At 68.7% G+C, this 12,738-nt stretch carries 12 protein-coding genes; 3 read left to right on the top strand and 9 right to left on the bottom strand.

What is annotated here, in order from left to right:
• Positions 1 to 371 precede the first annotated feature (371 nt).
• The 4 genes from AC5Y6Y_RS02565 to pncA form a co-directional block, all read right to left on the bottom strand.
• Positions 372 to 896: an OsmC family protein gene (locus tag AC5Y6Y_RS02565; RefSeq protein WP_463824360.1), complete on the bottom strand. Its 525-nt coding sequence runs from the start codon at positions 894 to 896 to the stop codon at positions 372 to 374.
• A gap of 75 nt (positions 897 to 971) precedes the next feature.
• On the bottom strand, positions 972 to 1,796 hold the full coding sequence (locus AC5Y6Y_RS02560) for a DUF3097 domain-containing protein (RefSeq protein ID WP_499926405.1): 825 nt from the start codon (positions 1,794 to 1,796) through the stop codon (positions 972 to 974).
• Positions 1,797 to 1,923: 127 nt separating this feature from the next.
• A complete protein-coding gene (locus AC5Y6Y_RS02555) occupies positions 1,924 to 2,721 on the bottom strand; it encodes a nuclear transport factor 2 family protein (RefSeq protein WP_499926197.1) in 798 nt (265 codons plus the stop codon).
• A complete protein-coding gene (gene pncA / locus AC5Y6Y_RS02550) occupies positions 2,721 to 3,281 on the bottom strand; it encodes a pyrazinamidase PncA (protein WP_499926195.1) in 561 nt (186 codons plus the stop codon). Before pncA ends, AC5Y6Y_RS02555 begins: the two co-directional genes overlap by 1 nt.
• A 109-nt stretch (positions 3,282 to 3,390) precedes the next feature.
• Here pncA and AC5Y6Y_RS02545 point away from each other — a divergent pair, with 109 nt between their 5' ends.
• Positions 3,391 to 4,470 carry a DoxX family protein gene (locus AC5Y6Y_RS02545; protein ID WP_463824363.1) on the top strand — a complete coding sequence of 360 codons (1,080 nt, stop codon included), beginning with the start codon at positions 3,391 to 3,393 and terminating at the stop codon, positions 4,468 to 4,470.
• Here the strand turns inward: AC5Y6Y_RS02545 and AC5Y6Y_RS02540 are convergent.
• Genes AC5Y6Y_RS02540 through AC5Y6Y_RS02530 form a run of 3 tightly spaced genes read right to left on the bottom strand, consistent with a single transcriptional unit; the run spans position 4,439 to position 8,483 of the window.
• On the bottom strand, positions 4,439 to 4,927 hold the full coding sequence (locus AC5Y6Y_RS02540) for a gluconokinase (protein WP_499929245.1): 489 nt from the start codon (positions 4,925 to 4,927) through the stop codon (positions 4,439 to 4,441). The two genes, AC5Y6Y_RS02545 and AC5Y6Y_RS02540, sit on opposite strands and share 32 nt — an antisense overlap.
• 26 nt (positions 4,928 to 4,953) lie before the next feature.
• A complete protein-coding gene (locus AC5Y6Y_RS02535) occupies positions 4,954 to 6,972 on the bottom strand; it encodes a DUF7064 domain-containing protein (RefSeq protein WP_499929243.1) in 2,019 nt (672 codons plus the stop codon).
• A gap of 5 nt (positions 6,973 to 6,977) precedes the next feature.
• Positions 6,978 to 8,483, bottom strand: coding sequence for a carboxylesterase/lipase family protein (locus AC5Y6Y_RS02530; protein WP_499929241.1), 1,506 nt, complete (start codon positions 8,481 to 8,483; stop codon positions 6,978 to 6,980).
• 78 nt (positions 8,484 to 8,561) lie between these two features.
• Here AC5Y6Y_RS02530 and AC5Y6Y_RS02525 point away from each other — a divergent pair, with 78 nt between their 5' ends.
• Positions 8,562 to 9,212 carry a hypothetical protein gene (locus AC5Y6Y_RS02525; RefSeq protein ID WP_463824367.1) on the top strand — a complete coding sequence of 217 codons (651 nt, stop codon included), beginning with the start codon at positions 8,562 to 8,564 and terminating at the stop codon, positions 9,210 to 9,212.
• Between the two features lie 3 nt (positions 9,213 to 9,215).
• On the opposite strand, the gene AC5Y6Y_RS02520 is transcribed toward AC5Y6Y_RS02525, so the two are convergent.
• On the bottom strand, positions 9,216 to 10,427 hold the full coding sequence (locus AC5Y6Y_RS02520; RefSeq protein WP_463824368.1) for a cytochrome P450: 1,212 nt from the start codon (positions 10,425 to 10,427) through the stop codon (positions 9,216 to 9,218).
• Positions 10,428 to 10,520: 93 nt separating this feature from the next.
• Between AC5Y6Y_RS02520 and AC5Y6Y_RS02515 the strand changes: the two genes are divergently transcribed.
• Entirely contained in the window at positions 10,521 to 11,153 is a 633-nt protein-coding gene (locus tag AC5Y6Y_RS02515; protein ID WP_463824369.1) for a TetR/AcrR family transcriptional regulator, read from the top strand.
• 4 nt (positions 11,154 to 11,157) lie between these two features.
• Here the strand turns inward: AC5Y6Y_RS02515 and AC5Y6Y_RS02510 are convergent, their stop codons facing one another.
• Positions 11,158 to 12,732 (bottom strand): PE family protein, encoded by a 1,575-nt coding sequence (locus tag AC5Y6Y_RS02510; RefSeq protein WP_499929238.1) that lies wholly within the window; start codon positions 12,730 to 12,732, stop codon positions 11,158 to 11,160.
• Between the last annotated feature and the right edge of the window lie 6 nt (positions 12,733 to 12,738).

Below are 12,738 nucleotides of genomic sequence, written 5' to 3'. Positions count from 1 at the left end.
TTGAAGGCGGCGGCCATGCCGGTCACCCCCAGTGCGGTGCCGGCCAGCAGCGGCTGCACCGCTGCGAGGCTGAATGGCGTTGCCGCCGTATGCAGGTACTCCACCGTCATGCGGTTGGCCCACACCGAGAACCCGGTGCTCATGCACTCCCCGGAGATCGCCTTGATCACCTCGGCCATCCGGCCCAGCTTGCCGTCCGCATTGCCCGGTGCTCCCGCCCCGAGCAGACCCGCGGCACCCAGGCCGGCGAAGCTGCGGCGCGCAGTGTCCGCACCGCGGTCCAATGCGTCGGCCCGGGCACGGATGTCTGCCAACAGATCGGGGTCGAGCAGGCCGGTCATGGCGTCGATCGTGGTTGTCACTCTGTCTGCCTAGCCGATCGAAAGTTCCGAGTCGACAGTTACGGGACGCCTGAATGTATTCACCACGGGCGACCAGGCGATGGCGTTGTCGTGGATCTCTTGCAGCGTTGCATCGTCGGCGTCGCCGGCCAATGTCACCGTGCAGCGCACGTCGGTGATGCCCAGCACTTTGCCGTCCGGAGTGTCACCGACGCCCCACACGGCGGAGATGTCGATGTCGCCCTCCATCTCGACCTCGATCTTGGTCAGGGTCACCCCGCGGTGGGTGGCATTGGCCAGCAATCCGACCGAGATGCACGAGCCGAGCGCCGCCAGGCAGGCCTCGGACGGGTTGGGCGCCGAATCGTCGCCCAGCAGCGCCGGCGGTTCGCCGACCAGCATCGGCGCCAGATCGCGCACGTAGGTCATGTTGCGGAACCCGGACTCGCAGACCGTCTTGGCTTTCAGGGTCTTTCGGCCCGTGCTGGGGTCGGCCTTGGCGTTGCACGACAGGCGGTCCAGACCCTGAGCATCGATGACAAGCGCGTTGGTCATGACGTCCTCCACTTCTGCAGGCGATGTGCTGTTCGAAGCGTTAGTGCCGGCCCGACCGGAGAACGTGACGGTGAGCTACGTCACAAAGTCGATGAGCTCTTCGACGCGGCCGATCAGCGCCGGCTCCAAGTCGTTCCAGTCGCGCACCCTGGACCTGATCCGCTGCCAGGCCCGGGCAATGTCGGCCTGGTTGGCGTGCGGCCAGCCGAGCGCCTGGCAGACCCCGCACTTCCACTCGATGGTCCGCGGCACCGTCGGCCAGGACTCCAGGCCCAGCCGCTGCGGTTTGACGGCCTGCCAGATGTCGACGAAGGGATGCCCGACCACCAGGGTGTCGGCGCCGCCGGGGCCTTGTCGCACAGCCTCGGCGATGCGCGACTCTTTCGACCCGGCGACCAGGTGATCGACCAGCACCCCCAACCGGCGCCCGGGACCTGGCCGGAACTTGGCTACGACCCCTACCAAATCGTCGACCCCGCCCAGATATTCGACGACCACACCTTCGAGTTTCAGGTCCGCACCCCACACCTGGGCGACCAGCTCCGCGTCGTGGCGGCCTTCCACGTAGATGCGGCTGGCACGCGCCACCCGGGCCCGCGCGCCCGGCACGGCGACCGACCCGGACGCCGTCCGCGCAGGCGGGGCCGGTGCTGCCCGGCGCGGTGCGGTGAGGATCACCGGCTGGCCGTCCAGCAGGAAACCCGGACCCAGTGGGAAACCGCGGGTCTTGCCGTGCCGGTCCTCGAGGTCGACGCGGCCGTACTCGACGCGGACCACCGCGCCGACGTAACCGGTCTGGGCGTCCTCGACGACCATGCCCATCTCGACGGGGTGTTCTACAGAGCGGGGTTTGCGCCGCGCACCTCCGGCCAGGACATCGGTTCCATAGCGATCCATCACCCGGCAATAGTTCTTGCCGATCGTGAATTTCACGACGGGACACGCCGTGGGCGCGTCGCCGCTTTCACCCTCGCGGCAGAGGTGTCGACAGTCGGCGCCGCGCGAATGAGTGGCCGGACACGGTGAATCAAGCTGCAAAGTAACGGATCTGATTGATCCGGTCGCCGCGCCATGCCACGTCGGCGAACAAGACGCCGCGTCCGCGGCGGGTGTCGATCGACACCGCCACGGTTGGCCCGGCCCCGATCACCTTGGTCCACTTGGCATCCCGCAGTTGGTCGACGAGTTGGGCGAGGTCGATGCCCTCCTCGTCACCCAGCGTGATGGTGGCCGTGGCCACCAACGCCCGGGACGCGACGCCCTGCTCACCCCGTGCCACCGCACCGAGGAAGTTCTCCAGCACCTTCTTGTGCCGCGCGCCGACCCGACGAAAACCCGCCATGAAACCGACGGTGCCGAGCGGACCCTGATTGCCGAGCAATCCCCGGGCCAGGTTCACACCCGGTGGCAGGGCGCGCGTCCCTGACTTGAGGAACTGCAGCATCATTGCCGGCAACTCCCAGTACGCCCGCAGCCGGGCCACCTGCCACTGATCGCCGACCTTGCGCAGGTCGTAACGCAGGAAGGCCGGAATGCGCATGGTGACCGCCGGTCCCATCCCGACTTCGAGTTCGAGATCGCGCAGAACGGTGTGGCCCACCACGATGTCCAGGTCGCGATGAAACGTGATGTCCCGCGGACCGATGAAGGTGTCGTAGAAACGATAGATCTGGTCGTGCCCGACGTGCGGCCTCGATCCCACCGGGTCCTCGATGCGACCGTCGGCGGCGAAAACCTGCACCCAGGAGGCGCGGTCGTGCGCAGCCACCGCCTGCGGCGACCGCTCGACAGTGGCCAGCAGTTCAGCTCGGTCCGGCGTGGCCATCAGCGGCTCCCGATCAACTCGATGCTGGCAGTGCGCATCTCGGCCAGCGCGCGGGCGGTGGCGTCCGCCGATACGCCGGCAGTCAGACCCAGCAGCACCGTGGTGGTCAAGCCGGACCTGGCCGCGTCGCAGGCGGTGTGCCGCACACAGTGATCGGTGGCGACACCGACCACGTCGACCGCGTCGACGTCGCGCAGGCGCAGCCAATCCAGCAGTGCGGTCCCGATTTCGTCGACGCCTTCGAATCCGCTGTACGCCGCCGCGTAGGCGCCTTTGCGGAAGACCGCCTCGATGGGGCCGGTGTCGAGGGCGGCGTCGAATTCCGCGCCCAGGCTGCCTGCGCGGCAGTGCGGCGGCCAGGACGAGGCGTAATCAGGATGGTCGGAGAAATGGTCGCCGGGGTCGATGTGAAAGTCCTTGGTGGCGACGACGTAATCGTAATCGCAATGGGCGGTGAGGTATTCGTTGATCGCCAGGCTCAGCGCATGTGCACCGGTGACCGCAACAGCTCCGCCCTCGCAGAAATCGTTTTGCATGTCGACGATGATGAGCGCCCGCACGAGTAAACCTTAGCGTCGTCGGACTGGTGCTGGTAGGTGCTCGGGAGTCGGGGTGGATTGGCATGAATCCGGCGGTTTGTGGGCTGTCCGGCCGGGGAACACAGCGGCCATGTTGATCCGACGAATCGCGCGACCCATGTTGTCAGCTGTCTTCATCGGCCAAGGGGTGGAGGCGTTGCTTAACCCGAAACCCGCAGCTCAAGCCGCACAACCGACCGTCGACGGTTTGCAGGCGCTGCCCGAGTCAGTGAGTGCCAACATCCCGTCTGACCCCGAGACGTTCGCTCAGATCAACGCGGCGGTACAGATCGGCGGCGGGGTGCTGCTCGCCGCTGGTCGGCTGCCGCGGTTGGCGTCGGCGGCGCTGGCTCTGACAGTCATTCCGGGCAACCTTGGGACACACCAGTTCTGGACCGAAACCGACCCCGAGCGCAAGGCCGAGAAGCGGCGTGCCTTCCTGGGCGACGTGAGCCTGCTGGGCGGGCTGATCATCGCCTCCGCCGACACCGCGGGTAAGCCGTCGTTGGGTTGGCGGGGCCGACGGGCGGCCGAGCGACTCTCCGAGCGGGTGTCCGGGTCGAGTGACTCGCTGCTCGACTCCGACGTGGCCGAGCGCATCGTGCACGGCCTGCAGGTCGGGGCGGAGCGCAGCCGCGAACTGGCCAGCACCGCCGCCGAGAAGAGCGCACCGTACGCCGAAGCCGCATTGGAGCGGGGCCGCGAACTGGCCAGCACCGCAGCGGAGAAGAGCGCACCGCTCGCCGAAGCCGCGCTGGAGCGCAGCCGCGAACTGGCCAGCACCGCCGCCGAGAAGAGCGCACCGTATGCGAAGAAAGCGCGCAAACGAAGTGAAGAGCTGGCCAGCACTGCGGTCGAGAAGAGCGCGCCGTATGCCAAGAAGGCCCGCAAGCGCAGCAAGAAACTGGCCGACACCGCGCAGGCGCGCAGTCTTGAGCTCGCCGAGACCGCCCGGCACCGCGGTGCCGAGATCGCCGACCGGGCGGCGGCACGCAGCAGCGAACTCGCCGACCGCGCCGCGCACCGGGGCAGCGAACTCGCCGACCGTGCCGCGCACCGGGGCAGCGAACTCGCCGATCGGGCGGTCGCGCGCGGCAACGAACTCGCAGAGACGGCGCGGGACCGGATCGACGACGAGCTCAGCAGCCGTCGCAAGCGCTGGCGTCGTTAGCCAGGAACGCAGTCACGATCGTCTCGACGTCCTGGTGCTCGCTGAGTTCCACCACGACACCGCTTTCGTCCGGGGCCAGCGGCTCCAGGGCGTCGAATTGCGACTGCAGTAATGCGGCCGGCATGAAGTGGGCGGACCGGGCCTGCAGGCGTGCGGCGATCAGCTCGGGTGTGCCGTGCAGGTGCAGAAACCGTGCCGTGTCGTTGTGTTTGCGTAGTTGGTCGCGGTAGCTGCGTTTGAGCGACGAGCAGCCGGCCACGCCGTCGCCGTGTTCAGCGAGCCAGGCGCCGACGCGTTCCAGCCAGGGGTGCCGGTCGGCGTCGGTCAGCGGTTCACCCGCACGCATCTTCGCGATGTTGGCCGGCGGGTGCAGGGTGTCGGCGTCCAGGAACGGCACCGCCATTCGCTGCGCCAGCGCGGCGCCCACGGTCGTCTTGCCCGATCCGGATACGCCCATCACGACTATCGGACCGCGTACGCGGCTCACGGAGCCGGTTCGACGCGGCTGCGGTTCCATTCCATCCAGCCGACGCCACTGCGGCCGTCGGCGGTGGTGACCTCGACCCAGGCCCGCGGGAACTGGCTCACTCGCCCGTTGACGGCGGTCAGCCGTACCGGTGCGTGCGCGCGCACCGAAACGGCCGCGGTGATCCCAACCGGTTCCAGCGTCAACGTGGTGTCCTCCGGTAAACCGTTGGCGCCGAACGCTTCTCGAATTGTCACGGTGCTCAGCTCGACAATGCCGCCCGCTGCGTCCTGGGCGTAGCCGATACTGATGTGCGGCGTGTTCGGTATCTGCAGACTCAAGCCGTGCAGGTGGGTGCCGTCCTGCAGGTGTATCGCGCTCCACATCCAGTCCATGCTCCACCAATCGCGCACCCCCCAGGAGTGGTCGCGTTGTCCTGGCACCGAATCCAGCTGGTAGCGAGCATGTTTGACGGTGACGGCACCTGTGACGGTGCACGGGATCTCATACCGGGTGGTCAGCCGGTATTGGTAGGGGATTCCGACGGTCGTCCAGACCAGGTCCATCGCGACCTCGACCGGCTCGCCCGGCTCGCCGCGCAGCAACGCCGACGGGTCGGCATAGGACTGCCCTTGTGCACGGAGGTCGACCCGGTAGGTCTGCAGGTGCTCGTCGGCTGCGTGGGTGAGTTCGAGGGTCTCGGTTCGCGCCCGCCACGGGTCTTGCGGTAGCGGCACTGTGCAGTCGACAGCGACGGTAGGCAGCTCGGGCCCACACAGCAGTGCCTGTATCCAGGCCTGCTGTTCGTTGGCTATCCGGCCGAGACGAAACCAGCCCCCCAATCCTTCTGCCGCGCAGACGAAATCGGCGTACCAGCTCTCGCTCCACAATGGTTCGTCGGTGGGGGCGTGGGCGAGTTCGTCCTGCGGCGAAGGTCGTAGCGGTTCCGGCACCGCCGCGGCGGGCAGGGTGGCCAACGCGTCGGTATCCAACACGTGCTGGCAGTGCCGCTGCAGCAGCGTCATGAACATGCGGTCGCCGCGCTCGGTCTGCACGACCAGCATGGACGAGACGATCGCCATCATCACGCCGAAGAAACTCTGCCGGCGCACACCTTCCCGGACTTCTGCCAAGGTGATGGGTGACTGCGGCCCCAGCGCCTGATGGTAGGCCTGCAGCAGGTCCTCATACTGGGCGCGACGGTCCGCCACCGGCAGGGCGCAGCCCAGGAAGTAGGCCAGATCGGTCTGCGCCGGACCCCAGGAGACGGTCTGCCAGTCGACGACAGTGAGCGCCCGGTTGGCGCCCGGGGCGCCGAACAGCATGTTGTCCAGCCGGTAGTCACCGTGCACCAGGCCCTGAATTCCGCCGCGGGCGGCTTCTTCGGCCACATATCCGTCGAACGATCCCACCAGGCGCTCGCAGACCTCACGATGTTCCGGTGCGATCTGGTCGCTGTACCGGGTGACGAAGTCGGCGTACAACGCGCTGACCATGGCCTGGTTGAGCGGCGAATCCCGGTTGAGCCACTGCGCGTCAGCCAGGGCCGCATCCCCCAGCAGGGGGCCCTGCAACCGGCCCAGCTCAGTGACCCCCAGCAACGCCTGATCGGTTGTGGCACCGGCGATTTCATCACCCGCAGTGGCGGGACCAGCATCGTCGAGCAACAGATCGAAGATCCCGGTGGAGACGTCGACAGCGGCGTGGTAGCACGGCGCGATCGCCCCACCCAGGCGCGGTGCGATGCTGCGATAGAACCGGACTTCGCGCTCGTAGAGTCCCATCGCCAGGCCGGTCTGCCGGCTCACCGGGTCGGTGGCGGCGACTTTGAGCACCACCGATTGCGGGCGGTCGACATCGGGGGTGGCGTCGGTGGCGTACGTCAGCGCGATGCGGTAGCACTCGCTCATCTGGCCGGTGCCGATGCGTTCGACGGTGAAGTCGGTGACGGTACCGGCGCGCAGCGTCGCGGTCAGCCACTCGGCAGTGAGGTCGCCGGGTCGCTCGAGAGCCTGGTCTGTGTAGGGAGACGCCATACCGGTCAGCGTGCCAGGGAGAAGCCGTCCCAGGCCAGTCTGCGGTGCTGATGCGGATCGAACTCGACGCGGGTTTTCCGGTCGATCACCAGCACGGCACGGTCGGCGTGGGTGTAGACCGGCCAGTCGTCCCCCGGTACCCCGGTACGGCTGAACGCCCGCCAGCGCCGTTGTACCTGGTTGCTGACTTTGAGTGCGGGACGCCGATCGCCGGTGGCGGTCAGCAGCGCGCCGAACCGGGTCCGGTAGATGTCGAAGACGGCGAACAGTTCGGTGGCGTGCGTGGCGCCGAACCCCGACCACTGCAGCGTCCGGGGCGCGTAGTCGTACCGGTACAGATACGTGGGCGCGTGCGCGCCGTGCGCCTCGGCGATCTGCCAGGCCGCGGAACTGAACGCGAAATCACCACCCAGCTGGATGCAGGCCGAGGAATGTGGATACCTGGGGTAGGCGGCGGTAATGCGTTCGCGCGCAGCGGGTTCCAAGTCGGCGAGCAGCGCTTCGACCATCGCCTTATTGGTCGGCAACATGCCGAGGAAGCGGGTGAACAGGCGTCCCTCGTCGGCGTTGGTGCCCACGATCAGCGGGACCTGGTGCGCCTGGCCGGACCGCATCGCCTCGATCGGATCGACCGGCACAACGTCGTCGCCGAAGACCGGACCGATCGGGAAGGCACCCAGCCGCTGTTGCATGCCCTGATCGATGAGCCGGTGCTGCGTGTCGATCAACTCGGCTGCCGACGCCCGCATCACCGCCTCGGCCGCATGCTGGCGGTTCGCGCCGAGCAGCTGGGCGAAACGGTCGGCGAACTCGGCGGCGACCTCCTGCGAACGCGTCATACCGGCTGCCGGGCTCTCCGAGATGGCCCGCTGGAACAGTCCCGCGGCGGCGGGAACGGCCAGCAGTGTCGCAGTGATGTGCGCGCCGGCGCTCTCCCCGAAGATCGTCACGTTGTCCGGGTCACCGCCGAACCCGGCGATGTTGTCCTTGACCCAGCGCAACGCCAGCACCAGGTCGCGCAGGTAGAGGTTGCTGTCGATGGTGACATCCGCGGTGGACAACGCCGACAGGTCCAGACAACCGAGGGCGCCCAACCGGTAGTTGACCGACACGTAGACGCAGCCGCGCCGGGCCAGCGCGGCCCCGTCGTAGATCGGGGTAGCCGAACTGCCCAGGATGTAGCCGCCGCCGTGCACGAAGACCATGACCGGCAACGGTTCGTCGTGCCCCTGTTCGGGAGTGACGACATTGAGGGTGAGGCAGTCTTCGCTCATCGGCTGGTACCTGCCGACACCAAGCAGGGTATAGCGACGCTGCTGCGGTGCGCAGTTGGTGAACCCGTGACAGTGCCGGACCCCGGACCAGGGCTGCGCGGGCTGGGGCGCGCGGTAGCGCAGCGGGCCTACCGGTGGCCGGGCGTAGGGAATGGATCGCCACCGGTTGACGCCGTTGCGGGTGAAGCCTTCGACGGTGCCGGCGGTGGTGCGGGCGCGGACAGTGCGCTCATGCATAGACCGACGGTATCCGACACTACGTACATAGTGCGCACCGAAGCCCGAATCTCTGGGCGCGGCGGATAACCTGTCGGAATGCGCAACGCCGTGCTGGTGGCAGTGACACTGCTGGTTGCCGGCTGCTCGCAGACCGGTGGGGACCATGCCGGTCCTTCGCAGACCAGCAGCGCGGCCAGTTCGACCGTGACCAAGATTCCGTCACAAGCCAACCCGCCGTCGGCGGCGGTACCTGCTGCCGGCGCTCCGGTCGCTGCCGTGATCGCCTGGATCGAAGCTGGTCGCCCCGCCGAAGCCACGGGCTACAAGATCGGTGCGGACACCGCGTTCAGTGCCTCGGGGGGCAAAGCGAAATGCACGACCGACGCCAAGCACACCGCCGGTCTGCTGTCCTGTCTGGTCGAGCTCACCAACCCCCCGCCCCGACCCGAGACCGCCTACGGTGAGTGGAAAGGCGGCTGGGTCGATTTCGACGGCAGCCACCTGCAGGTCGGCTCCGCCCGCGCCGATCCGGGACCTTTCCTCAACGGTACCGGAGCCGAACTGGCCAACGGAGCCTCGGTGGCGTTTGACGACTTTCGTTGCCGCGCAGACCAAGTCGGCTTGTTCTGCGTGAACTACGCCCATCAGTCCGCGGCTCGGTTCAGCGCCGCGGGGATCGAACCGTTCGGGTGCCTGAGTTCGGTGCCGGCGCCCGAGGGTGTCGGGGTTGCCTTCAACTGCCCCTGACCGTCACCAGCTGACCGGTAGCTCTTTCATGCCGTAGATGTCGGATTCCTTGAACCGCAGTTCTGCTGCCGGCACCGCAAGTTTCAGGTCGGGCAGTCGGCGCGCCAACGTCGCGAACGCGACCTGCATCTCGACCCGGGCCAGGTTCGCTCCGATGCACTGGTGCGCACCGTAACCAAAGCCCAAGTGGCCGCGGGTATTTCGATCGACATCGAGATCGTCTGGATGGTCCACGAACGTCTCGTCCCAGTTCCCGGCGGGCAGGTTCATCAGCAACGCATCTCCGGCGCGGATCAGCTGACCACCGAGCTCGAAGTCTTCGGTCGCGATCCGATCCACCTGGCTGTGCACGATGGACAGGTAGCGCATGAGTTCCTCGACGATGTTGGCGATCACCGCCTTATCGTCGGTCTCCCCCAGGCGACGATAGACATCGGGATGCTCGAGTAGCGCAACCGTTCCCAGCGAAATCATGTTGGCCGTGGTTTCGTGACCGGCCTGCATCATGATGACGCTGCTCATCCCCGCCGTCTCGCGGGTGAGCTGTCCGGTCATGACGTAGTCGGTGACCAGGCGGCTGATCAGGTCGTCACCGGGTTCGTGTTCCTTGCGGTCCACGAGTTCCTGAATGTAGGCGTACATGGCCATGAAGGCCTGTGCCTTTTCCTCGTCGGAGGACTTGACGTCCAGGCCGACCGTGGTGTGGTGATGGAACAGTTCGAGGTCTTCGGGCGGCACGCCGAGCAGCAGCGCGATCACCAGCGAGGGGACCGGCAGCCCGAAGTCGCGGACCAGGTCCGCCGGGGGTCCGTTGCTGATCATCCGGTCGAGGTAATGGTCCACCAGTTGCTGAATCTGTGACCGCATCGCCTCGGTGCGCCGGAAGGTGAAATTGCTGGTCAGCATCCGGCGCAGCCGATGGTGCTCGGGATCATCGATCCGGGCGAACATGATCGGCGCGTTCTCGGTGTGCTGCGGTTTGAGGAAATCGGGGATGGTGTCGGCTGACAACCGCGGATCGACCAGCGCCGCCCGGATGTCCTGGTACCGGTTGACCATCCAGGCCTCTTGACCGTGCCACATGACTTTGCGCAGCCCGGCCTCGTCTCGCCAGGTGCCGAATTCGGCGGGCGGCGTGAGCGGGCACTGCGGCGAGCGCGGGACCGGGATGACCGGAAGGTCCGGTTCGGATCGGACATCGGAAGTTGTTGCCATGAACGATGATTCCCAACAAGTGTCAGTTGACTGTCAGTTATCCGAGCGTAGAGCTGCCCGCATCGGCAGTCAACAGCCCGTTACCCTGTAGCGGTGACAGCCGTTCAGGACCGGCCGACGCTGCGGGCCGATGCCGCGCGCAACGTCGAGCGGATCCTGCGCGCCGCGCGGGAGGTCTACGGCGAGATCGGGCCGGACGCGCCGGTGGAGGCGGTCGCGCGTCGAGCCGGCGTCGGCGAGCGCACCCTGTACCGCCGATTTCCCACCAAGGGCGAATTGGTCCGGGCCGCCCTGGACCACAGCATCGTCGAGAACCTGGGCCCGGCCATCGAGGCCGCCGTTCGCAGTGCCGATCCAGTGCGCGGTCTGACACAGCTGATCGAGGCGGCGGTCACCCTCGGCGCCCGCGAACAATCTCTGTTGATCGCAGCGCGGCGGGCCGGCTCACTGACACCGGACGTCTCTGACACCCTGAACGAGGCACTCGGCGAGCTGGTCCGGCGCGGCCAACGGGTCGGCCGCATCCGGTCCGACGTCGTCGCCGACGATTTGCCGCGGTTGATCGCGATGCTCTACGGCGTGCTGTCGACGATGGAACCAGCCAGCGACGGGTGGCGACGCTATCTCGCGCTCGTGATCGACGCGATCTCCAATGACCCGAGGCGACCGTTGCCGCCTGCCCCCGCCTTCTGTTTTGCGCCCGACCCGAACACCTGGTCGATCTAACCCGTCACCCGGATGCGCCGGGGGTCCCGTCGCTGCCGAACAGCAACCCGCCCACGCCACCGTTCCCGCCGGTCCCGTTGGCGCCGACGGTCGTGCCCGGGCCGCCGCCGGCACCGGCTCCCCCGTCGCCACCGTCACCGATCAACGTGGTGGATCCGCCGTCGCCGCCGCTGCCGCCCGGCCCACCGGTACCGGCACCGGCCGACCCCCCGGCACCGCCGCGGCCACCGCCCCCACCATTGCCGAACAACCAGCCGCCGGAACCACCGCGACCACCGCGCGCACCGGCACCGCCCGCGCTGTCAGCGGGCGCGCCGGCACCGCCCACCCCGCCGATCCCGCCCTCGCCGAGCAGCCTGGCGGCACCACCCGCACCGCCGGCACCGCCGTTGCCGCCGACCCCGATCGCCTGGGTCAACGCGTCGCCACCGGACCCCCCGGCACCACCGTTGCCGAACAGCCAGCCACCGGCACCGCCGCTGCCCCCGATGCCGCCGTTCTCGCTGAAGTGCCCGCCACCCAGTCCGCCGCCGCCACCGGCACCACCCGCGCCGATCAACCCGGCACTGCCACCCAGCCCGCCGGCGCCGCCGACGCCGCCCGCTGCACTGGTCCCGCCGCCGCCTCCACTGCCGCCGTTGCCCAGCAACAATCCGCCGTTACCGCCGGCGCCGCCGAAACCACCGAGCCCGCCGGTGTCCGCGGCTGCCGTGACCGCGGCGCCGTGCCCACCGGCGCCGCCGTCACCGATCAACCAGGCGCTGCCGCCGGCGCCGCCCACCCCGCCGTTACCTGCCGCCGTCGCCAGTCCGCCCGGGCCGCCGGCGCCTCCGTTGCCGACGAGCAGACCACCCCAACCGCCGGCTCCACCGTTGCCGCCGCCGTTGGCACCCAAGCCGCCGGCACCGCCGGTGCCGCCCGCCCCGAACAGCATCGCCTGGCCGCCGGCGCCGCCGAGCCCACCGATCCCGGCGGGAGCGTCCCCGCCGGCGCCCCCGGTCCCGCCGTTACCGAACAACCAGCCACCGTTTCCGCCGGAACCACCGACAGCGCCGACCGCCCCCGCACCCCCGGTGCCGCCGTTGCCGAGCAAACCCGCCGCACCACCCCGGCCACCGGCGGGATGAACCCCGCCGCCCGACCCGCCGGCGCCGCCGTTGCCGAACAACAATCCGCCGGCCCCACCGTCGGCGCCGGTCCCGGCCGCGCCGTCGGCGCCGTTGCCGATCAACGGGCGGCCCAAAATCAACTGGAACGGCGCGTTGATCAGGTTCAGCAGGTCGGTCAGCGGCGCCGCGGCGGCCGCCTCGGCCCCCGCATACGCCGCGGCACCCCCGGCGAGCGCCGCCGCGAACTCGGTGTGGAAAGCTGCGGCCTGCGCACTCACCAACTGGTATCCCAGCGCGTGGCGGCCGAACACCGCCGCAATGGCGGCAGACACCTCATCGGCGCCCGCCGCGAGCACCTCCAGTGTCGGGGACGCGGCAATTGCGTTGGCCGCGTTGACCATTGACCCCAGCCGCGTCAACTGCGCCGCGGCGGCAGCCATCGTCTCAGGCGTGGTAACCACGGACGACATCGGCGC

Source organism: Mycobacterium sp. NGS24 (assembly GCF_059813065.1).
This window is presented reverse-complemented; position numbering and strand designations above follow the sequence as displayed.